Source organism: Klebsiella sp. RIT-PI-d, from assembly GCF_001187865.1.
Lineage (GTDB): Bacteria > Pseudomonadota > Gammaproteobacteria > Enterobacterales > Enterobacteriaceae > Superficieibacter.
This window is the reverse complement of the sequence record NZ_LGIT01000009.1, coordinates 1,399,345-1,419,945: the sequence shown is the minus strand read 5'-3', so window position 1 is coordinate 1,419,945 and position 20,601 is coordinate 1,399,345. Positions and strand designations below refer to the sequence as shown.

Here is a 20,601-nt window from a genome sequence, read left to right as displayed (position 1 = left end):
GCGCAGTGCGCTATTTTTTGAATGTCTTTAAGCGTAGTCGGCTTTTGCCGCTTGTGAGATAGACCGGAAGGAAGTTGTGCAAAACGCGCCCGGACACGAGATGGTGCCCGGGCGACGGCGTGGATCACTGCTGCTGTTTTTTATGTCGCAAGGTGAGAAGCGGGGTCACCGTAATGCCGTGTACCAGTACGCTGATAGTCACGATAGTGATAGCCGTATCAGTGACCAGACTGGCCTCTGCACCCTGAAAACCATGCACATACGCGTAAGCAATGTAGTTCAGGCTGCCGATACCGCGGATCCCCAGCCAGCCAAGGCTTATCCGGTGCAGCCACGGACGTTGCGACCGCCATGTCACCAGCAGTACTGAGAGCGGGCGGATAACAATGAAAATAATGAGCGCCAGCGGCAATGCTGCGCTGCTCCAGTGCTCCGCCAGCGTAATGCCGAGAATAATGATGAGCGTCGCGGCAAACAGTCGCTCTACGGTGTCGCCAAAGGAGAGAGCATCTCCGATGATAAGCCCGACAGATTTGATCGGATTCTTCACGTTCAGCCCGTGACGGGTATGAGGGTTGACCAGCATTTCAGCGGGTAAATCATCATCGGCCTGTTGATCGGGGTGCCTTTTTTGCACGCTGACCTCGGTGCTGCGCAGCCCGACGCCGGCGGCAAAGGCGGCCAGGAAGCCTGAGGCATCTACCCACTGGGCAAACGCAAAACTCAGGCAGATCAGGGCCAGCGCCACGAAATCGCTGGGGGCTACTTCGCCCTGCGCATGACGCGAACGGGTGGCCATAATGCCGATAAAGCGTCCGAGCAGAAAGCCGATAGCCAGGCCGCCAATCAGCGCCCATACCAGATCGACACTGAACCATTTCAGCAGTTCTTCACCACTCAGCGCTGAACCCGCTTTGTTCCATAGCAGGGCCAGCATCAGAAACGGCAGCGCCGTGCCGTCATTTAGCCCGGCTTCGCTGGACAATGAAATGCGTAGCTTATCGCCATCCTGCGCATCGTTGATCGCCACCAGGCTCGCCAGGACCGGATCGGTCGGGGCGAGGATCGCCGCCAGCGCCAGCGAGAGTGGCCAGGAGATCCCGGTCAGGAAGTGAGATGCCACCATGATCCCGCCAATGGTCAGCAGCATTCCCGGCAGTGCCAGCATAATACCCGTCTTCCAGAACCTGAATTCCAGCGGCAAACGGATTTTAAGCCCGGTAATAAATAACGACGCCGCCATGGCGATTTCGGTAATATGACTGGTCAATGACGCGTGTTCAACAATATCAATGCGCAATATGCCCAGTCCCCACGGACCGCATAAAATGCCCACGACTAAATAAAGCCCGAAGACCGGAACCGCAAAACGGCTGATCCAGCCATAGGATAAAGACATTAACAGTAACAAGACGCCTGTTGCTGCCGTCCACCCCAGATACCCCATACTTCACCTCTACACCCACTGCTCAAGCATTAGGTTATAGTTGGTAATAGGGGGATGTTCCACACGACGCCGCCGTAATAAGCACGATGTAGCCAGGATAAACACCATGTATCAGACGCTTTCGCTACCCATGTACCAACCGGAGAGCGCCGCAACGCGAGCGCTATTACAGGCTATTCAGCAGCGATTAGCGGATTATGCGCACCCGTCCCGGCCGGTCTCTCCTCGGGCCGATCTGCTGTCCCACTGGCGTCAGGAGAATATGCTGCTCAGCCAGTGCTGCGGATTTCCCCTGATGACTGCGCTTGCAGGGGTTCAGGTGGTGGGATGTTTCCACTACTCAGCCGAAGGGTGTGACGGATCTAACTATCGCAGTGCGCTGGTGGTGCGCCAGCAGGACAAGGGGGCAACCCTGGCCGCGTTCCGGGGGCGGCGCGCAGCCTGTAACGCTGTCGATTCCCAGTCAGGCTATAACGCCCTCAGATACAGCATCGCACCACTGGCGCAAAACGGCGCATTTTTCTCGCAGGTAAAGCTAACCGGTAGCCACCGACAATCGCTTGCGGAGATCGCCTGCGGTGCGGCGGATATTGCTGCTATCGACGCGGTCAGCTGGGCGCTTTTCCAGCGTGACGAACCGGCGCTGGCAAGCGAACTGGCGGTTATTGGCTGGACACCCCTCACGCCCGGATTACCGCTGATCGCTGGCGCAAACTGTTCCCCTGATACGCTGGCGACATTACGGGTGGTACTAAGCGCGCTGGTGAGCGATCCTCATTACCTAACCTGCTGCGAGGCACTGTTGATTACCGGTTTTAGCGTGGTGCCCCGCGAAGCCTATACGGTGGTACTGGACTGGCAGCGCCAGGCCGCGGAGCAGGGGATAACGTATCTGTAACCGTGCACTGTGATGATGCCCTGAATGCTCAGCCATATTGTTATTAACCTGGTCCTTCGCTGCCTGCCACCAGCAGCGGCATCAGCACATCGCTGATGGGAACAGCAATACCGTGTGTACGACCGAGACGCTGGATCACGCCGTTGCGCGCGTCCCACTCCATCGGGCGATTAGCCTGGCGATCGGCAAGAATAGAGGTGCTTAAATCGGCTGGCGCACGCTGAAAATCGCCCACGATTGTCTCTATGACCTCATCGTCCAGTATCGCCCCACAGGCGCGGGCAACGGTAAGGCATTCGCGTAGCCAGGCCCGCGCCAGCTCGCGGATATCCTCCCGGGTGAACATTCCTGCACGGCGACCGGCAAGAACCATCAGACCGGCAACCGCGTTCTGCAGCAGTTTGCGCCAGGCGACTGAGGTGAAGTCTGTCGACAGTTCAATGGCGCAGCGCGAGCCGCGTAATGCCTCTACAACCCGTTTTGCCTGCGGCACATCCGGTAGCGTCAGTCGCGGTTTGGCTCGCAGCCAGACGGCATTATCCGGTTGCCGCTGAGCCGGGAACCATACCACTGAAGGCAGCACCGTTGCGCCATTGACCCACGGGCTAAGCTGGACCTGCTGTTCAATGCCATTTTGCAGCGCGCAGACGACCGTATTTTTATCACACAAGGTGTTCAGCCAACCGCTAATATCGGCATTCTGCGTGGTTTTCACCGCCACAAACACCAGATCATAAGGCTGACTAATCGTCATTGGATCGTTTAATACCGGACCGGGAACCGTAATATCGTCGTCATCATAATGCAGCAATAACGTCGGATGCGCGGTGCGTCCACACAGCAGCGGCGTACGCCCCGCTTCGTGCAGCATCGCGGCAAGCGTAGTGCCAATTGCGCCCGGTCCAATCAGTGCAGTGGTCGGTTGATCTGACATCGTATGTTCTCCTGATTGACTTAACTTATTAACAGTGTGCCGGTGACAATTACCGCACACGCCACGATTTTTCTTACCGTCAGCGCTTCGCCAAAAAACCAGTAGCCGATCGCGGCCACAAACAGCACGCTGGTTTCCCGCAGGGCTGAAACCGCACCCATCGGCGACCGAGCCATGGCATAGATAATAATGCCGTAGGCCAGCAGCGAAACCAGCCCGCCCGCCACCGCGCCCGGTAAGTCCGGCCGCCAGCGCAGTAAGTTTTTATGTCCGCGCAGCAGGATATACACCGCAGGCATCAGCACGCCCCAGAGGGCGCTCATCCAGACGGTATAAGATAATGCGTTGCCAGAAAGCCTTACCCCCATCCCATCCGCTACGCTGTAGGCAGCGATGAACGCCCCGGTCACCAGGGCCGGGCATATGCCCGATCCCCGCAGCCCGCGCATTCTGACTGCCAGCATCAGGATGCCAGCAGAAATAAGAGCAATGCCGCCCACCGTATGTAAGGCGATCTTCTCATGGGCGAACAGCGCCGCAGCGCAGGCAATCAGTAGCGGTGACGATCCGCGTGCAACCGGATAGATCTGACTCAGCTCGCCACTTTGATAGCTACGTACCAGACACAGGTTATAGCCCACGTGGAGTAGTGCGGACAGTAGTGCATATTTCCAGCTTGCGCGCGCCGGAAGCGGCAAGAACAGGGCAATTGCGCCGCTGGCCAGGGCAATTGCGATACACATGATGGTCATTGACCACAGTTTGTCTGTGCCGCCACGCAGTAGCGCGTTCCAGGTGGCATGGAGCAAGGCGGCGAATAAGGTCAGGGCAATCAGCGTTTCGGACATGCGGTCATGCTAACCAGTCTGCGACATTGGGAACAGTGAAGTCTCATCATCCGGTCATGAATAAAAGCTCATGCATTAACCATAACGCTGTTGGGCCTGCTGCGACGCGGCCAGTAACCAGCGGCGAAACTTTACGATGTGCGGCTGAGTTTCAATTCCCGGCGGACAGACAAAATAATAGGCCGCCGGAGACGGGAAGGGGATGTTAAAAAGCCGCGTCAGCGTACCGTCGGCAAGCTCTTTTTCTACGTGGCCGCTGCGCGCCAGCGCAATCCCCTGACCCAGAAGCGCGGCTTCAATCGTCATATTGGTATCGGCAAAACGCACGCTTTCGTGCAGGGCGGTAATATTGAGGCCGGTAAACTCAAACCAGACATTCCATTTCGGCACCAGATCGGCACCCTCGCGGGTAAGTAACGGATAACGTAGCAGTTCAGCAGGTTCAGCAGGCGTACCAAAACGCCGTAGCAGTGCCGGGCTGGCGACAGGGAAAATCTGCTCGCGGAATAAAAATTCGGCGAACAGGGCCGGATAGTTACCGTGTCCAAACCGGATCGCCACATCAGAGTCCGATCCGGAGAAATTAATTGCCTTATCGGTACTGTCCAGCGACACGAGGATCTCCGGGTGTAGCCCGGCCAGATCGGGCAGGCGGGGGAGAAGCCATTTCAGGGCAAAGGAGTAGGTGGTATTGACCCGCAGTTTCACTCGACCATGTTGTTCGCGCAAATCGGCAAGCGTCGTATCGAGCTTGCCGAAAAATTCACGTACCAGCGGGGCCAGTGCGGCCCCGGCAGGCGTCAGGCGCAGGATTTTACCCCGCTGAAAAAGTTGCAGGCCCCACAGATCTTCCAGGTTTTTAAGCTGATGGCTGACGGCGCTTTGGCTAATACACAGTTCGTCAGCGGCAGAGGTAAACGTAGCGTGACGCGTGGCGACTTCAAACGCGCGCAGCGTGGCCGTGGGTGGAAGGTTGCGCATTATTTCTCCCGTTTATGAGTGAATACTCATATCACCACAGGTTAGCGCGTTGATGCCAGTGGATCAGGACGGTAAAAAATTGTATTAGATACTTAGTTGGTGTTATAAGAGAAAAAGCAACCCAACTACGTTGCCGTTATTTTACCGGAAAACATTTACCTGCAGGTAGATAATGCTTATTACAGCTCAGCGAACATTGCCCCTCACCACCACCGGAATCTGCGGCGGTGTGAGTGTATCTGTGGCTGACGCCTGACATAGCAGACCCTCATTCCTCGCCACACCGGACGGGGAATAACAGCTCTCCGTTCATATTATTTGAATGGAGACACACGATGATTTTATCTGAAAGCGCGCTAGTTGTTATTGATATGCAGGAGGGGCTATTCAGAGGGCCGGTTTCCCCGTACCGCGCAGACGCTGTGCTGGCCAATATCAGGCGGCTGATCGACAACGCGAGGCGGGCTGAAGTCCCGGTGTTTTTTATCCGTCATACCGGGCCTGACGGCTCTCCCTTCTCGGCGCAAAGCCCGTTAACACATCTGCTGCCTGAACTTAACGTGGATGTTGAGCAGGATAGTGTCATTATCAAAAAGTATCCCAGCTGTTTTCGCGATACCGGGCTAGTGCCTCAGTTGCGCGAGAGAGCGGTAAAGCAACTGGTTATTGTCGGCATGAAGAGCGAATTTTGTGTTGATACGACCTGCCGTGCTGCACCGGAACTGGGTTTTAGCACCGTATTGATCTCAGACGCGCATACTACGGTGGATAACGAAAATTTATCGGCCAGGGACATCATCGACCATCATAACCGGACGCTGGCTGGCCCGTTTGTGACTCTATCCACAACCGTGGACTGGCGCTTTTGATGCTGAACGGTGCTGTCGCAGATACGCTTTTGCCAGCCTGAGTTGTCATGAATGACAGCATGGTATCGGAGAGTATGAGAGTTACCTGGCGTTTTGCATAAGGATTCGACATCCTTTTAAACCGGTAACTCTCAACCAGGGCTATGTGTCAGAACGCGTCGTGACTAATACAATTTATAATTAGAGGTTCGCAACGTTATGATAGACTTTTTGAACATCGTCATCCGCTTCAAGAGCATCGACAAGCCCTTCGAAGGTTTCTAAATCTTCTGCTGAAAGCTCAATTTCTGATTGGGCAATCAGTTCTAATTCGGTTGTTGAAAATTCAGTAATGCCAGCTGCTTTTAGTGCAGCAATGCCTTTGTGAAGATCCGTAGACTCAGTATAAATAATGATGTTGCCTTCTTCTTCCGTTACATCACGGACATCAACTTCAGCCTCAAGCAAAATTTCAAAAATACGATCAGGATCGGTTCCTTTAAATACAATGACTCCCGTATTGTCGAACATATAGCTAACAGCGCCTGCTGCGCCGATATTACCGCCTTTTTTATTAAAGATGTTGCGGATATTGGCAATCGTGCGATTAACGTTCGACGTCAGCGTTTCAGCGATAACCATGGAACCACTGGGGCCAAAGCCTTCATAACGTCCCGGCACGAATGTTTCGTCACCGCCACCTTTGGCTTTATCAATAGCTTTATCAATAACGTGTTTTGGAACCTGGGCCTGCTTCGCACGCTCAATAACGAATTTTAACGCTGAGTTTGATTCTGGATCGGGTTCACCCTGTTTAGCCGCAGCATAGATTTCTACACCGAATTTTGCATAGACATTAGACGTTGCACCGTCTTTAGCCGTTTTTTTAGCAACAATATTGGCCCATTTACGTCCCACTGGAATGGTCTCCTCGATAATTTATTTACATTTTTGGCAGGTTATTAACCTGGGTATTTTCCGTTACATTATATCATGACAGGTAATTTGTCGTCTATGAGAAACAAAAACGACACAATACGACGCAATGACGTTTAATTTTATTAATGGCGGCAATCACCGATAAACTATTTACGAATTTTTTCGCTGTCTTTTTTATTCGTGTTAATTGATCTACAACAACAATCTGAAATAAATACGGACAGTAAATTTTAGCGGCGCGACGGGAGATAACGTGGGGCTTTTATGAAATAAAAAATCCACGCCGCGGCGTGGATTTTATTGCGCCAGGTAATCTTATGAGGTTTAGCAAAACCTCACGAGACAACTTAGCTAGACGTTAAACAGGAAGTTCATAACATCGCCATCTTTGACGATGTACTCTTTTCCTTCAGCGCGCATTTTGCCGGCTTCCTTCGCGCCCTGTTCGCCTTTGTAAGCGATAAAGTCTTCAAAGGCGATAGTCTGCGCGCGGATAAATCCTTTTTCAAAATCGGTGTGGATTTTGCCTGCGGCCTGCGGCGCGGTGGCGCCAACGGGAATGGTCCATGCGCGAACTTCTTTTACGCCGGCGGTGAAATAGGTCTGCAGGTTAAGCAGCTCGTAGCCTGCGCGGATCACCCGGTTAAGGCCCGGCTCTTCAATGCCCAGCTCGGCCATGAACTCGTCACGATCGGCATCGTCTAATTCAGCGATGTCGGATTCAACAGCGGCGCAGACGGCGACAACCACAGAACCTTCTTTCGCCGCGATCTCGCGGACCTGATCCAGATACGGGTTGTTTTCAAATCCATCTTCGTTGACGTTAGCGATGTACATGGTTGGCTTCAGGGTCAGGAAGCTCAGGTAACGGATCGCCGCTTTGTCTTCTTCAGTTAAGTCCAGCGCGCGCAGCATACCGGCGTTTTCCAGCTGCGGCAGACACTTCTCCAGCGCGGCCTGTTCAGCTTTAGCGTCTTTATCGCCACCTTTTGCTTTTTTGGATACCCGGTGCAGCGCACGTTCGCAGGTGTCGAGATCCGCCAGCGCCAGTTCGGTGTTGATGGTGTCGATGTCTTCTGCCGGATCAACTTTACCCGCCACGTGGATGATATTGTCGTCTTCAAAGCAGCGAACAACGTGACCAATGGCTTCGGTTTCACGAATGTTAGTCAGGAACTGGTTTCCCAGGCCTTCGCCTTTAGACGCGCCTTTCACCAGACCTGCGATATCGACAAATTCCATAGTGGTCGGCAGAATGCGCTGCGGTTTAACAATTTCGGCCAGCTTGTCCAGACGCGGATCGGGCATCGGAACCACACCGGTGTTCGGCTCAATGGTACAGAACGGGAAGTTAGCCGCTTCAATACCGGCTTTGGTGAGCGCATTGAACAGGGTGGATTTTCCGACGTTAGGTAAGCCAACGATACCGCATTTGAATCCCATGATTTAGATCACCTTAATATCTTGATAATCAACCTGTTATCGATAACAGATTGTAGAAAAGTAAATAGCTTTGCCCATTATACACTGAGCCAGACAAAAATACCGCACATCGCGGGTTATTGCGCGCGGAAAGCGTGTAATCGGTTAGTTGCTTTAGTCAGGCCTTCTTTCAGCCAGACCTCAGTACAGCGCGCCGCTTCGTCAATTGCATCGTCAATGAGCTTCTGTTCAGCCGCCTGGGGTTTTCCCAGCACAAAGCCGACGACTTTGTCTTTATCGCCAGGGTGACCAATGCCGAGACGTAAGCGGTGAAAATTGGGGTTGTTGCCCAGTTTACTTATAATATCTTTCAGGCCGTTATGCCCGCCGTGCCCACCGCCCAGTTTGAATTTGGCCACCCCCGGCGGCAAGTCCAGCTCATCATGTGCCACCAGAATTTCATCAGGATTAATGCGGTAAAAGGTGGCCATGGCGGCAACGGCTTTGCCGCTCAGGTTCATAAAGGTGGTGGGCACCAGCAGACGGACATCTTCGCCTGCCAGCGAAATGCGCGAGGTAAAGCCAAAAAATTTACCTTCTTCGCGCAGGGGAGCGCGGTAACGTTCCGCCAGAAGATCCACATACCAGGCACCCGCGTTATGACGCGTTGCCGCATATTCCGCGCCGGGATTCGCCAGGCCGACAATCAGTTTTATGCTCACGTATTTATTTCCGAAGGGTCGATATTATGCGCGTAGTGTACTGTCTGCGGCGGGCAATGACAAAATTCCGCGCGCTAATGATGATTGCCATGCTGAATTATTAGAAATTGATGTGATTCAATGGCTTGTTTGTAAATTTATGTTGACTTTATATTTGGTAATGTGATCCGTTACGCAATCCCCGAGGGGGCAGGTGACTATACTTTAGCTATACGGAAAAGGGGTTTCCTTTCCACCTGACGACCCGGAGGTTCATATGAAACGTAAAAGCGCTTCGTTATGCGGTAACACACTGATGGTGTTAGGGCTGGTGGTGATGGTAGTTGGCGTTGGCTACTCCATTTTAAATCAGCTACCACAGCTTAACCTGCCACAATTTTTCGCCCACGGCGCGGTTTTTAGTATCTTCCTTGGTGCAATCCTGTGGGTAGCTGGCGCACGTATCGGTGGGCATGAGCAAATTAGCGATCGCTACTGGTGGATTCGTCATTACGATAAACGCTGTCGTCGCGATGGCCGCCCCAGCTAATCAGGCATAAAAAAACGGCACTCTGTTGAGCGCCGTTTTCGGTTTTATACTGACGCCGACAGGTTCGCCAGAGCCGCATCGCGGTCGGGATAAAACGCCAGACGTCCTGGCACCGGTTTTATGGCTGCCCGCGCCATCGTGCGCAGCGGCTGAAACTCCAGATTGGTCACCCGCAGTTCACATCCCTCCGGCAGTCTGCTAATAAAACGCTGGAATGCATCCAGACCACCGGCGTCAAGAACAGGCACCGCGTCCCAGCTCAGGATCACAATGCGCTTGCCTGCAATGCGCGATTCCAGTTCAGTAAATAACCCGTCAGCCGCAGCAAAAAACAGCGGGCCAATGACGCGCAGAACCAGCACATCGTCCGGGACAGTAACGTTAACCGCAGCAAAGCGCGTCATGCGGGCAATACGGCGCATAAAGAGCAGGGACGCCAGCACAATACCCACGCTAATGGCCACCACCATATCAAACAGTACAGTCAGCGACATGCAGATGAGCATCACAATAATGTCGTCGACTGGCGCACGGCGCAGCAGGTTGATGACTTTATGCGCCTCGCTCATATTCCACGCCACCATCAGCAGCAGCGCTGCCATGGCCGAAAGCGGAAGCCATGAAAGTAGCGGAGCCAGCACCAGCAGGGCGAGGATCACCAGCACCGAGTGGATAATCGCAGATACTGGAGAGGTTGCTCCCGCCCGTACGTTTGCCGCTGAACGCGCAATCGCGGCGGTGGCGGTAATGCCGCCAAAAAACGGAGCGATAAGGTTGCCAAGACCCTGACCAATCAGCTCGCTATTAGCTTTATGTTTGGTACCGGTCATACCGTCCAGCACCACGGCGCAAAGCAGTGATTCGATTGCCCCCAGCATGGCCATTGAGAATGCCGCAGGAAGCAGCGCCTGCAGTGAATTCCAGCTCAGGGTAAAGCTCGAGCCGGGTAGATCCCACGGCAAGATGAGCTGCGGCAGCAGTTGCGGAATTCCGTTACCGGTTGAACCGTCAGCCAGCACATAGTGAAACTGCGATCCGATAGTGGCAACGTTAGCCCCCATCAGGTTAACAATGACCATCACCGCGCAGCCCGCCAGCAGCGCGGGGAGATGTCCGGGCACGCGTATGCCCAGCCGCGGCCAGAAGATAAGCGTGGCCAGAGTGACGATGCCGATAGCGGCGTCGCCTGGGTTGATCGTCGGCAGCGCCATCACCAGCGCACCGACTTTTTGTAAGTAGTGTTCCGGTACGTGCGCCATTTGCAGACCGAGAAAGTCTTTGATCTGCATAGTACCGATAGTTATGCCGATCCCGGAAGTAAAGCCGAGGGTGACGGAAAGCGGGATATATTCGATTAATCGGCCAAAACGTGCCAGCCCGAACAGAACCAGAAATACGCCGGACATCAGGGTTGCCACCAGCAGGCCAGCCAGCCCAAATTGTTGGGCAACCGGATAAAGAATGACCACAAAGGCGGCGGTCGGGCCAGAGACGCTGAAGCGCGATCCGCCGCTAAGGGCGATCACAATGCCGGCGACGGCAGACGTATAAAGTCCGTACTGAGGCGCGACGCCGCTGGCAATAGCCAGTGCCATCGCCAGTGGAATGGCAATAATACCGACGGTAATACCCGCAATCACATCGCGTATGAAGCGTGAGCCGGTATATTTCTCTTTCCAGCACGCGTCTATGAGCGCACGAAAAGGCATCACATGTGTAGAGAGAATATTTTTCACCAGGGTGATCGTCCGTGAGCGCATTATCAGTCAGTGACGGCACCGATAACGGAGGCATTAGTCATACAAATAAAGATAACAGATAAAAAAACCCGCCGTAGCGGGTCTTTTATACTGGCCCGATTAATGCTCGAACATAGCAGAAATAGATTCTTCGTTGCTGATACGACGAATCGCTTCGGCCAGCATACCCGACAGGGTCAGGGTACGCACGTTCGGCAGCGCTTTGATTTCATCAGATAGCGGGATAGTGTCACATACCACAACTTCATCAATGACGGAGTTGCGCAGGTTATTCAACGCGTTACCGGAGAAAATCGGGTGGGTTGCGTAGGCAAATACGCGTTTTGCGCCACGCTCTTTGAGGGCTTCAGCCGCTTTACACAGCGTACCACCGGTGTCGATCATATCGTCAACCAGCACGCAGTCGCGGCCAGCAACGTCACCGATGATGTGCATCACCTGAGAGACGTTAGCACGCGGACGACGCTTGTCGATGATCGCCATGTCGGTATCGTTGAGCAGTTTGGCAATCGCACGGGCACGAACGACGCCGCCGATATCCGGTGAAACCACAATCGGGTTATCCAGATTCAGTTGCAGCATATCTTCGAGCAGGATTGGACTACCAAATACGTTATCAACCGGTACGTCAAAGAAGCCCTGGATCTGTTCAGCATGCAGGTCAACGGTCAGTACGCGGTCAACCCCTACGCTGGACAGGAAGTCAGCGACGACTTTCGCCGTGATAGGCACACGAGCAGAACGTACGCGACGATCCTGACGGGCATAACCGAAGTAGGGGATAACGGCTGTGATGCGGCCTGCAGAAGCACGGCGCAGGGCATCGACCATAACAACCAGTTCCATCAGGTTGTCATTAGTAGGGGCACAAGTGGACTGGATGATGAAAATATCACCACCGCGTACATTTTCATTAATTTGTACGCTGACTTCGCCGTCGCTAAAGCGACCTACGGCGGCGTCGCCAAGGGAAGTGTACAGGCGGTTGGCAATACGTTGTGCTAGTTCCGGAGTAGCGTTACCAGCAAAAAGCTTCATATCAGGCACGAGAAAAACCTCAGGCATGCGTCCAGTGGTGGATGAAATGTGCCAAAAACGGTGCGGGCCAGGAACAATTTCATCCAAACGGTGTATTAAAGAGCGCGATGCAACGTCTGAAACAGGGTGACGTTGTCACCGAAACTCAGTGAGCTCCGAAAGGGTTTGCTGAAGCGGTGAGTGGTTCACACCACGCGCAACAAAGCCGTGCAGCCATTCCGGGGCTTGCTCTAGCACCTGACGAGCAGCAGATTCGGTCTCGAATTCAGCAAAGACACAGGCTCCTGTGCCAGTCAGGCGCGACGGCGCGTATTCTAACAGCCAGGAAAGCGCCGCATCAACCTCATGAAAACGTTTTCTTGCGATAACCTCGCAATCATTGCTGAATTCACATTTTAATAACGTTTCAATTGACCTTTTTGGCGTATTACGTAACAGATCCGGGTCTTTAAAAATCACCGGCGTCGGAATACTGACCCCGGGGTGCGCCACCAGATACCATTTTTCCGCGACCGTCACCGGCGTCAGGACTTCGCCGACGCCCTCAGCAAAGGCGGCATGGCCATGAACGAAAACCGGAACGTCTGCCCCGAGGGTTAAACCCAGCGTGGCCAGTTCGTCGACTGACAGACCACACCGCCAGAGCGTATTAAGCGCCACCAGCACCGTTGCCGCATTCGACGAACCGCCGCCCAGTCCGCCGCCCATCGGCAGACGCTTCTCTATGCCGATATCGGCCCCGCAGCCTTCTGGCAGACGCTGGCTTTGCTGCGCGGCCTGCATCAGCAAGTGGGCGGCGCGCACGATCAGATTTTCGTCATTCGGCACGCCGTCAACCGGCGTCAGCAGGCATACCTGGCCATCCTGACGCAGTGTGAAGCTTAGCGTATCGCCGTAATCGAGAAACTGAAACAGCGTTTGCAGCGTGTGATAGCCATCGGCACGCTGGCCGGTTACATACAAAAAGAGATTCAGTTTCGCCGGTGAGGGCAAGCGTAACGTCATTTAACGATCCAGTTATCCATTTTGAGTTTGATGCGCGAAGAACCTTGCGTCAGTTCCATATTAGACGGCAGGGCAGGCTGCGTTTTACTGTCGTAACCGCTGTAAACCACTTTCCAGGTCTTGCCATTCTGCGCATAGTTCACTTCGCTCAGACGGTACTGACTATCGAGTTTATAATCGGTGGCATCGCCCGGCAGACCCAGTATCCACTGACGCAGACTGTTTAGCGGAATAGGCATTCCAGTCAGTTTACCGATCATCTCTTCAGCATCGTCGGCGGTATAGTGTTGACCTTTGTTATCGACCAGCTCTACTGAACCTGGCTGGGCTTTCAGCTCAAGTTCAGTACTGCCCAGCGGATTCGTGAGCAGCAGACGATAGCGGTCCTGGCCGGTTTGCTGCCAGAAGAAACGGGCATAGACTTTTTGCTGATCGGAAATAAAGGCAAACGCTCCGCGCGTCTGGTACTGATTAAGCTGGCGGATCTCCTGCTGATGCTGACGCCACTGCGGCGAGTCCGGGCTGGTCGCCGGGCCTTTTGGTTGATGAGAGACACAGGCGCTCAGAACCAGCGCGGTTAGCGGCAGCAGGCGTAATAAACGGCTTTTGATCATCGTAAATCCTTGATGTACGTTGCGGAGTTAACACTTAATGCTAGCGTTACCGTAAGATACCGTCTACGTTCACGTTATCTTAAATACCATTATCGCTAATTACTCCAAAAGGATAGCGTCCCTTTTATTGATTCCGCGCATCCTGTATGATGCGTGCAGGCTAACCTTATCAACGCTGGTACTACTCCCGCACACATGACCCTTTTAGCGCTTGGCATCAATCACAAAACAGCACCTGTCGCACTGCGTGAACGCGTGGCGTTCGCGCCGGATACGCTCGACCAGGCGCTGGAAAGCCTGCTGGCGCAGCCAATGGTGCAGGGCGGCGTAGTGCTGTCAACGTGTAACCGTACCGAACTCTATCTGAGCGTTGAAGAGCAAAGCGATCTGCGTGAGAGGCTGATTCGCTGGCTGTGCGAGTATCATAATCTCAATGAAGATGAAGTGCGCAATAGCCTCTACTGGCATCAGGACAACGATGCGGTAAGCCATTTGATGCGCGTGGCCAGCGGCCTCGACTCCCTGGTGCTCGGTGAGCCGCAAATTCTCGGTCAGGTAAAAAAAGCGTTTGCTGACTCCGAGCGCGGGCATCTTAACGTCAGCGAGCTGGAACGCGTGTTCCAGAAATCCTTCTCCGTAGCCAAACGGGTACGTACCGAAACCGACATCGGTGCCAGCGCAGTCTCCGTGGCGTTCGCCGCCTGTACGCTGGCGCGACAGATTTTCGAATCGCTTTCTACCGTTACCGTGATGCTGGTTGGCGCGGGTGAAACCATTGAACTGGTGGCCCGACATCTGCGTGAACATCGCGTCAGCAAAATGATCATCGCCAACCGTACCCGGGAACGGGCACAAGCGCTGGCGGATGAAGTTGGCGCAGAAGTCATCGCCTTAAGTGACGTCGATGTTCGTTTGCAGGAAGCGGATATCATTATCAGTTCCACCGCCAGCCCGCTGCCGATTATCGGTAAAGGTATGGTCGAGCGCGCGCTCAAAGCCCGCCGCAACCAGCCGATGCTGCTGGTAGATATCGCCGTCCCGCGTGACGTCGAACCTGATGTTGGCAAACTGTCTAACGCGTATCTCTACAGCGTTGACGATTTGCAAAATATTATTCAGCACAATATGGCGCAGCGTAAAGCCGCCGCCGTACAGGCTGAAACCATCGTGGAACAGGAAGCCAGTGAGTTTATGGCGTGGCTGCGCGCGCAAAGCGCCAGCTTCAGCATCCGCGAGTACCGCAGCCAGGCCGAGTCAGTGCGTGATGAACTGACGGCTAAAGCGCTGGCGTCTCTGCAACAGGGAGGCGACGCGCAGGCCATTATGCAGGATCTGGCGCGTAAATTAACCAACCGCCTGATCCACGCACCAACCAAATCTCTCCAGCAGGCTGCCCGTGACGGGGATGACGATCGCCTGCATATTTTGCGCGACAGCCTCGGGCTGGAGTAGCACAACCATTCTTATAACAGGGTGCATTAACGCCTATGAAGCCTTCTATTGTTGCTAAACTGGAAGCTCTGCACGAGCGCCATGAAGAAGTTCAGGCGCTGCTGGGCGCTGCGGGAACCATCGCCGACCAGGAGCGGTTCCGGGCGCTGTCGCGGGAGTACGCGCAGCTTAGCGATGTTTCACGCTGCTTTACTGACTGGCAACAGGTTCAGGAAGACATTGAAACCGCGCAACTGATGCTCGACGATCCCGAAATGCGCGAAATGGCGCAGGAAGAGATGCGCGATGCCAAAGAAAAAAGTGAGCAGCTGGAGCAGCAATTACAATTGTTACTTCTGCCGAAAGATCCTGATGACGAACGCAATGCGTTTGTTGAAGTTCGTGCCGGCACCGGCGGTGACGAAGCGGCGCTGTTTGCCGGCGATCTGTTTCGCATGTATAGCCGTTATGCCGAATCCCGCCGCTGGCGCGTGGAGATAATCAGCGCTAACGAAGGCGAACACGGCGGGTATAAAGAAGGGATTGCCAAAATCAGCGGCGATGGCGTTTACGGCCGCCTGAAATTTGAATCTGGCGGTCATCGGGTGCAGCGCGTCCCGGCGACAGAATCTCAGGGTCGCATTCATACCTCAGCCTGTACCGTCGCGGTGATGCCGGAGTTGCCGGAAGCGGAAATGCCGGATATCAACCCGGCGGATCTGCGTATTGATACCTTCCGCTCCTCGGGCGCGGGCGGTCAGCACGTTAACACCACCGATTCCGCTATACGTATTACGCACTTGCCGACCGGAATTGTGGTGGAGTGTCAGGATGAACGTTCCCAGCACAAAAACAAAGCCAAAGCGATGTCAGTGCTCGGGGCGCGTATCCGGGCCGCAGAAGTAGCCCGTCGCCAGCAGGCGGAAGCGTCAACTCGCCGTAACCTGCTCGGCAGCGGCGATCGCAGTGACCGTAACCGGACCTACAACTTCCCGCAGGGGCGCGTAACGGATCACCGTATCAACCTGACGCTCTACCGTCTGGATGAAGCGATGGAAGGCAAGCTGGATATGCTGATTGAGCCTATCGTGCAGGAATTCCAGGCCGATCAACTGGCGGCATTGGCCGATCAGGAATGATGGATTTTCAGCAGTGGTTACGGCTGGCCGTTGACAGACTGAGTGCCAGCGAAAGTCCACGTCGCGACGCGGAGATTTTGCTGGGCTATGTTACCGGGCGGGCAAGAACATTTATTCTCGCCTTTGCCGAAACCATGCTGAAGACCACCGAGCTTGAGCAGCTGGAAGCATTGCTGATGCGGCGCGAGCGCGGCGAACCCATCGCGCATCTGACCGGTCAGCGTGAGTTCTGGTCGCTGCCGCTGTTTGTCTCTCCCGCAACCCTGATCCCGCGCCCGGACACCGAATGCCTGGTCGAACAGGCGCTGGTACGCCTCCCGGCTGAGCCGTGTCAGATCCTCGATCTTGGCACTGGAACCGGGGCCATTGCCCTGGCGCTGGCGACCGAGCGTCCGGATTGTGCTGTTACGGCGGTGGATTTCCATCCTGACGCCGTGGCGCTGGCCACACGCAATGCACAGCATCTGGATATCCGCAACGTAACGCTGATGCAGAGTCACTGGTTCAGTGCGCTTTCCGGGCAACGTTTCGCCATTATCGTGAGTAACCCCCCCTATATTGATGAGGCCGATCCGCATCTGGGGCAGGGGGATGTGCGCTTTGAGCCCAAAAGCGCGCTGATTGCAGGGCAGGAGGGGCTGGCCGACCTCGCGCACATCATTACCACCGCGCGGGAACACCTGCTACCGGCAGGCTATGTGTTAGTCGAGCATGGCTGGCAGCAGGGCGAAGCCGTACGGGCACTATTTAACGCGGCGGGCTATCAGCAGGTGGAAACGTGCCGGGATTATGGCGGTAACGATCGCCTGACGCTGGGGCAGTTTTGCCCGCAGGAATAACGTGTCAGATGCACAGCAATAACGCACTATCGGCTATGTCTGGTACCGGGCTGGCGGCTGACTGAGACGCCATTTGGCGTTATTATGGATATTGTTTTGGGTTTTGTTGCGTCCGGTCATTGTTGTCCGCGCAGCCGGTAAGCAGGCATTATCGCCTTTCTGCCGGGGCTGGTGGTGCTCTACATCATCATTAAACTCGCCACCACAAAAATACCGTTATTGGGGTAAATTATGCGGTCGTTGGCCGATTTCGAATTTAATAAAGCATCGCTGTGTGAAGGCGTGATCCGGATTTCAGAAACCGTCCGGGACGATTTTCCGGTGCAGACCGTTTACGCTGCGCTCGGCGATCTGGTCAGCCTGGCGCAAGAAGAGATCAGCACGGCCTGGAGTGAAGAGCGTCAGCTGGAAAAGCTGCTGGAGCTATTTTTTAAAGAGTGGGGATTTGGCGCCTGTCGCGGCATATATCGCCTGTCCGATGCATTATGGCTGGACGAGGTATTGCAAAAACGTCAGGGTAGCGCGGTATCGCTGGGGGCGATCCTGCTATGGGTGGCACAGCAACTGTCGCTGCCGCTGGCGCCGGTGATTTTCCCGACGCAGCTTATCCTGCGGGCCGAAACCTCAGAAGAAATATGGTTGATTAACCCGTTCAATGGCGACACCCTTGACGAGCACACTCTTGAAGTCTGGCTAAAAGGTAATATCAGCCCGATAGCGGAGCTTTTCAACGAAGATCTCGATGAAGCTGATAACGCGGAAGTCGTGCATAAAATGCTGGATACCCTTAAAGCGGCGCTTATGGATGAGGGACAAATGGAACTGGCGCTGCGCGCCAGCGAAGCACTGCTGTCCTTTAATCCGGACGATCCCTATGAAATTCGCGACCGTGGGCTTATCTATGCGCAGCTTGACTGCGATCATATTGCACTGACGGACCTGAACTATTTCGTTGAGCAGTGCCCGGAAGATCCGATAAGCGAAATGATCCGTGCGCAAATTAATTCTATCTCGCAGAAACACATTACCTTGCATTAATCTGGAATGAATCCGATTTAACCCTGATAAGGCGATCCTATGAAACAAAAAGTGGTTAGCATTGGCGATATTAATGTCGCAAACGACCTGCCGTTCGTGCTGTTTGGCGGGATGAACGTCCTTGAGTCGCGCGATCTGGCGATGCGTATTTGTGAACACTATGTAACCGTAACCCAGAAACTGGGCATTCCCTACGTGTTCAAAGCCTCTTTTGACAAAGCCAACCGGTCTTCTATCAATTCCTACCGTGGTCCGGGTCTGGAAGAAGGGATGAAGATTTTCCAGGAGCTGAAACAGACGTTTGGCGTAAAAATCATCACTGACGTCCATGAAGCCAGCCAGGCCCAGCCGGTTGCTGACGTTGTTGATGTGATCCAGCTTCCCGCTTTCCTGGCGCGTCAGACCGACCTGGTTGAAGCCATGGCGAAAACCGGTGCGGTGATCAATGTGAAAAAGCCGCAGTTCGTAAGCCCAGGCCAGATGGGTAACATCGTCGACAAGTTTATTGAAGGCGGTAACGATCGGGTCATCCTGTGCGACCGTGGGGCGAACTTCGGTTACGACAACCTGGTTGTGGATATGCTGGGCTTTGGCGTAATGAAAAATGTCTCCGGTAACTCACCGGTAATTTTCGATGTGACCCATGCTTTGCAATGCCGTGACCCGTTTGGCGCCGCCTCCGGTGGTCGCCGCGCACAGGTGACCGAACTGGCTCGTGCCGGTATGGCCGTAGGTCTGGCCGGTCTGTTTATTGAAGCACATCCGGATCCTGCTAATGCAAAATGCGATGGCCCGTCTGCATTGCCGCTGGATAAGCTTGAGCCGTTCCTGAAACAGATTAAAGCCATTGACGATCTGGTGAAGAACTTTGAGCCGCTGGATACCAGCAACTAAATAAAAAAACCCGCTGCGGCGGGTTTTTTTATTGGCGTTTCCGTTACCCGTCAGGCAAAGATCGTCATCAAATAGGCAATAAACAATGCCAGATGTGCGGCACCGTTAAGCACGTTGGTGCGCCCGGTCGAAAACGAAATCTGGCACAGAACCAGGGAGGCCACCATCACGATCATCTCAGGCGCTCCCAGGGCAAAGACTAAATCATTGCCTGTGGCAAAGGCGATCAGCGTGACTACCGGCACGGTCAATGAAATGGTCGCCAGCACCGAGCCAAAGAATAAATTCATTGCGCGCTGCACCTGATTATTCAGTACGGCTTTCAGCGCTCCCAGCCCTTCAGGTGAAAGGATCAGCAGGGCGACAAGGAAACCAGTGAAGGCAACAGGGGCATTCAGCTCGGTTAACAGCGCTTCCAGCGGCGCAGCGTTCATCTTGGTAACGGCAATGACCGCGATCAGATGTACGATCAGCCAAATCGTATGCCATATATTGCTGTGCGCTGATGGCTTGCCGTGATGCGGATCGTCACCGTCATCTTCGTGTTCATAAACAAACAGGCTTTGATGCGTTTTGGTCTGGATCAGCAGAAACACGCCGTACATTGCCGCCGAAATCAACGCGACCAGCAGCGCCTGAGAGGTGCTGAAGTTGCCGCCGGGCAGCGCCATCGGGAAGACCAGTACGATAATAGCCAGCGGAAACAAGGCGATAAGATACTGTTTAATGCCGAACAGATTCACATACTGAGTGGCGAATTTGCGCCCGCCCAGCAGCAATGCAAAACCGACCAGTCCGCCGGTCACAATCATGATGATTGAATACAGCGTATCGCGCATCAGGGTAGGCGCAGCGTCTCCGGTGGCCATTAATGCAGAAATAAGGCTGACTTCAAGAATAACGACTGAAAGACTTAAAATAAGTGAACCGAATGGCTCGCCCAGGCGATGAGCAAGAACATCCGCATGTCGAACAACGCTGAAGGCGCTGGCCAGGATACCGACTAATGCCAGCGCATTAATTCCGATAACCGCTGGCAGTGACTGGCTGTTTCCCCAAAACAGCAGCACTGCCAGGGCAAGCACCGGGAAAAGCAGCGTGGTCTCCTTATGGCGGGTTTTAACCGCCTCTGATGTATGAGGCATGAACCATCTCCATATAAGCATAAATTGTAATTATAGGTAACACAAAGTCACAAAGTAGCAGAATACGCGGGTTTTTGGGTGATTTTTTACTTTTATTTACGGCTGAGGTGAAAAAGTGTTTGAGTTGCTT

At 54.1% G+C, this 20,601-nt stretch carries 20 protein-coding genes and 1 pseudogene; 9 read left to right on the top strand and 12 right to left on the bottom strand.

What is annotated here, in order from left to right:
• Window positions 1–124 precede the first annotated feature (124 nt).
• Window positions 125–1,447 (bottom strand): cation:proton antiporter, encoded by a 1,323-nt coding sequence (locus AC791_RS13080; RefSeq protein ID WP_049840855.1) that lies wholly within the window; start codon window positions 1,445–1,447, stop codon window positions 125–127.
• 106 nt (window positions 1,448–1,553) lie between these two features.
• Here AC791_RS13080 and AC791_RS13075 point away from each other — a divergent pair, with 106 nt between their 5' ends.
• The gene (locus AC791_RS13075; protein ID WP_049840854.1) at window positions 1,554–2,345 is read left to right on the top strand and encodes a phosphate/phosphite/phosphonate ABC transporter substrate-binding protein; all 792 of its coding nucleotides are present in this window, start codon (window positions 1,554–1,556) and stop codon (window positions 2,343–2,345) included.
• A 43-nt stretch (window positions 2,346–2,388) separates the two neighbouring features.
• Here AC791_RS13075 and AC791_RS13070 read toward each other — a convergent pair whose 3' ends face one another.
• The 3 genes from AC791_RS13070 to AC791_RS13060 all read right to left on the bottom strand — a co-directional run bounded on the left by AC791_RS13070 (window position 2,389) and on the right by AC791_RS13060 (window position 5,108).
• On the bottom strand, window positions 2,389–3,279 hold the full coding sequence (locus AC791_RS13070) for an oxidoreductase (RefSeq protein ID WP_049840853.1): 891 nt from the start codon (window positions 3,277–3,279) through the stop codon (window positions 2,389–2,391).
• Window positions 3,280–3,299: 20 nt separating this feature from the next.
• The gene (locus AC791_RS13065; RefSeq protein WP_049840852.1) at window positions 3,300–4,127 is read right to left on the bottom strand and encodes an EamA family transporter; all 828 of its coding nucleotides are present in this window, start codon (window positions 4,125–4,127) and stop codon (window positions 3,300–3,302) included.
• A gap of 75 nt (window positions 4,128–4,202) precedes the next feature.
• Window positions 4,203–5,108, bottom strand: a complete 906-nt coding sequence (locus tag AC791_RS13060; protein ID WP_049840851.1) for a LysR substrate-binding domain-containing protein — start codon at window positions 5,106–5,108, stop codon at window positions 4,203–4,205.
• A 335-nt stretch (window positions 5,109–5,443) separates the two neighbouring features.
• Here AC791_RS13060 and AC791_RS13055 point away from each other — a divergent pair, with 335 nt between their 5' ends.
• Entirely contained in the window at window positions 5,444–5,977 is a 534-nt protein-coding gene (locus AC791_RS13055; RefSeq protein WP_049840850.1) for a cysteine hydrolase family protein, read from the top strand.
• 180 nt (window positions 5,978–6,157) lie between these two features.
• Here the strand turns inward: AC791_RS13055 and AC791_RS13050 are convergent, their stop codons facing one another.
• The 3 genes from AC791_RS13050 to pth form a co-directional block, all read right to left on the bottom strand.
• Window positions 6,158–6,874, bottom strand: coding sequence for a YebC/PmpR family DNA-binding transcriptional regulator (locus tag AC791_RS13050; protein WP_049840849.1), 717 nt, complete (start codon window positions 6,872–6,874; stop codon window positions 6,158–6,160).
• Between the two features lie 372 nt (window positions 6,875–7,246).
• Entirely contained in the window at window positions 7,247–8,338 is a 1,092-nt protein-coding gene (gene ychF, locus AC791_RS13045; RefSeq protein ID WP_049840848.1) for a redox-regulated ATPase YchF, read from the bottom strand.
• Window positions 8,339–8,454: 116 nt separating this feature from the next.
• Window positions 8,455–9,039, bottom strand: coding sequence for an aminoacyl-tRNA hydrolase (gene pth / locus AC791_RS13040; protein ID WP_049840847.1), 585 nt, complete (start codon window positions 9,037–9,039; stop codon window positions 8,455–8,457).
• A 256-nt stretch (window positions 9,040–9,295) separates the two neighbouring features.
• On the opposite strand from pth, the gene ychH reads away from it, so the two are divergent.
• Window positions 9,296–9,568: a stress-induced protein YchH gene (gene ychH / locus AC791_RS13035; protein ID WP_049840846.1), complete on the top strand. Its 273-nt coding sequence runs from the start codon at window positions 9,296–9,298 to the stop codon at window positions 9,566–9,568.
• A 44-nt stretch (window positions 9,569–9,612) separates the two neighbouring features.
• Here ychH and dauA read toward each other — a convergent pair whose 3' ends face one another.
• From dauA to lolB, 4 genes are all read right to left on the bottom strand, one after another.
• On the bottom strand, window positions 9,613–11,328 hold the full coding sequence (gene dauA, locus AC791_RS13030) for a C4-dicarboxylic acid transporter DauA (protein WP_416202300.1): 1,716 nt from the start codon (window positions 11,326–11,328) through the stop codon (window positions 9,613–9,615).
• Window positions 11,329–11,427: 99 nt separating this feature from the next.
• Window positions 11,428–12,375 carry a ribose-phosphate diphosphokinase gene (gene prs / locus AC791_RS13025; protein WP_148677797.1) on the bottom strand — a complete coding sequence of 316 codons (948 nt, stop codon included), beginning with the start codon at window positions 12,373–12,375 and terminating at the stop codon, window positions 11,428–11,430.
• A gap of 126 nt (window positions 12,376–12,501) precedes the next feature.
• Entirely contained in the window at window positions 12,502–13,371 is an 870-nt protein-coding gene (gene ispE / locus AC791_RS13020) for a 4-(cytidine 5'-diphospho)-2-C-methyl-D-erythritol kinase (RefSeq protein WP_049840844.1), read from the bottom strand.
• Window positions 13,368–13,985 carry a lipoprotein insertase outer membrane protein LolB gene (lolB, locus tag AC791_RS13015; RefSeq protein ID WP_049840843.1) on the bottom strand — a complete coding sequence of 206 codons (618 nt, stop codon included), beginning with the start codon at window positions 13,983–13,985 and terminating at the stop codon, window positions 13,368–13,370. Before lolB ends, ispE begins: the two co-directional genes overlap by 4 nt.
• A 195-nt stretch (window positions 13,986–14,180) precedes the next feature.
• Here lolB and hemA point away from each other — a divergent pair, with 195 nt between their 5' ends.
• The 6 genes and pseudogenes from hemA to kdsA all read left to right on the top strand — a co-directional run bounded on the left by hemA (window position 14,181) and on the right by kdsA (window position 19,326).
• Window positions 14,181–15,437: a glutamyl-tRNA reductase gene (hemA, locus tag AC791_RS13010; RefSeq protein ID WP_049840842.1), complete on the top strand. Its 1,257-nt coding sequence runs from the start codon at window positions 14,181–14,183 to the stop codon at window positions 15,435–15,437.
• Window positions 15,438–15,472: 35 nt separating this feature from the next.
• The gene (gene prfA / locus AC791_RS13005; RefSeq protein ID WP_049840841.1) at window positions 15,473–16,555 is read left to right on the top strand and encodes a peptide chain release factor 1; all 1,083 of its coding nucleotides are present in this window, start codon (window positions 15,473–15,475) and stop codon (window positions 16,553–16,555) included.
• Entirely contained in the window at window positions 16,555–17,394 is an 840-nt protein-coding gene (gene prmC, locus AC791_RS13000; protein WP_049840840.1) for a peptide chain release factor N(5)-glutamine methyltransferase, read from the top strand. The genes prfA and prmC overlap by 1 nt, the downstream gene beginning before the upstream one ends.
• 57 nt (window positions 17,395–17,451) lie before the next feature.
• A pseudogene (locus AC791_RS20810) lies at window positions 17,452–17,622 on the top strand (siroheme synthase); the annotation flags it as partial.
• A 3-nt stretch (window positions 17,623–17,625) separates the two neighbouring features.
• Complete coding sequence (sirB1, locus tag AC791_RS12995) at window positions 17,626–18,432, top strand: invasion regulator SirB1 (protein WP_049840839.1); 807 nt, start codon at window positions 17,626–17,628, stop codon at window positions 18,430–18,432.
• Between the two features lie 39 nt (window positions 18,433–18,471).
• Window positions 18,472–19,326, top strand: a complete 855-nt coding sequence (kdsA, locus tag AC791_RS12990) for a 3-deoxy-8-phosphooctulonate synthase (RefSeq protein WP_049840838.1) — start codon at window positions 18,472–18,474, stop codon at window positions 19,324–19,326.
• Window positions 19,327–19,376: 50 nt separating this feature from the next.
• On the opposite strand, the gene chaA is transcribed toward kdsA, so the two are convergent.
• Complete coding sequence (chaA, locus tag AC791_RS12985) at window positions 19,377–20,471, bottom strand: sodium-potassium/proton antiporter ChaA (protein WP_049840837.1); 1,095 nt, start codon at window positions 20,469–20,471, stop codon at window positions 19,377–19,379.
• Window positions 20,472–20,601 lie beyond the last annotated feature (130 nt).

What these genes read in the sequence shown, in the direction of transcription:
- lolB (WP_049840843.1), bottom strand. Translation starts at nt 13,985, where the DNA reads ATGATCAAAAGCCGTTTATTACGCCTGCTGCCGCTAACCGCGCTGGTT.
- kdsA (WP_049840838.1), top strand. Translation starts at nt 18,472, where the DNA reads ATGAAACAAAAAGTGGTTAGCATTGGCGATATTAATGTCGCAAACGAC.
- AC791_RS13055 (WP_049840850.1), top strand. Translation starts at nt 5,444, where the DNA reads ATGATTTTATCTGAAAGCGCGCTAGTTGTTATTGATATGCAGGAGGGG.
- AC791_RS13060 (WP_049840851.1), bottom strand. Translation starts at nt 5,108, where the DNA reads ATGCGCAACCTTCCACCCACGGCCACGCTGCGCGCGTTTGAAGTCGCC.
- chaA (WP_049840837.1), bottom strand. Translation starts at nt 20,471, where the DNA reads ATGCCTCATACATCAGAGGCGGTTAAAACCCGCCATAAGGAGACCACG.
- ychF (WP_049840848.1), bottom strand. Translation starts at nt 8,338, where the DNA reads ATGGGATTCAAATGCGGTATCGTTGGCTTACCTAACGTCGGAAAATCC.
- prmC (WP_049840840.1), top strand. Translation starts at nt 16,555, where the DNA reads ATGGATTTTCAGCAGTGGTTACGGCTGGCCGTTGACAGACTGAGTGCC.
- AC791_RS13065 (WP_049840852.1), bottom strand. Translation starts at nt 4,127, where the DNA reads ATGTCCGAAACGCTGATTGCCCTGACCTTATTCGCCGCCTTGCTCCAT.
- prfA (WP_049840841.1), top strand. Translation starts at nt 15,473, where the DNA reads ATGAAGCCTTCTATTGTTGCTAAACTGGAAGCTCTGCACGAGCGCCAT.
- AC791_RS13080 (WP_049840855.1), bottom strand. Translation starts at nt 1,447, where the DNA reads ATGGGGTATCTGGGGTGGACGGCAGCAACAGGCGTCTTGTTACTGTTA.
- dauA (WP_416202300.1), bottom strand. Translation starts at nt 11,328, where the DNA reads ATGCGCTCACGGACGATCACCCTGGTGAAAAATATTCTCTCTACACAT.
- hemA (WP_049840842.1), top strand. Translation starts at nt 14,181, where the DNA reads ATGACCCTTTTAGCGCTTGGCATCAATCACAAAACAGCACCTGTCGCA.
- ychH (WP_049840846.1), top strand. Translation starts at nt 9,296, where the DNA reads ATGAAACGTAAAAGCGCTTCGTTATGCGGTAACACACTGATGGTGTTA.
- AC791_RS13070 (WP_049840853.1), bottom strand. Translation starts at nt 3,279, where the DNA reads ATGTCAGATCAACCGACCACTGCACTGATTGGACCGGGCGCAATTGGC.
- ispE (WP_049840844.1), bottom strand. Translation starts at nt 13,371, where the DNA reads ATGACGTTACGCTTGCCCTCACCGGCGAAACTGAATCTCTTTTTGTAT.
- sirB1 (WP_049840839.1), top strand. Translation starts at nt 17,626, where the DNA reads ATGCGGTCGTTGGCCGATTTCGAATTTAATAAAGCATCGCTGTGTGAA.
- AC791_RS13075 (WP_049840854.1), top strand. Translation starts at nt 1,554, where the DNA reads ATGTATCAGACGCTTTCGCTACCCATGTACCAACCGGAGAGCGCCGCA.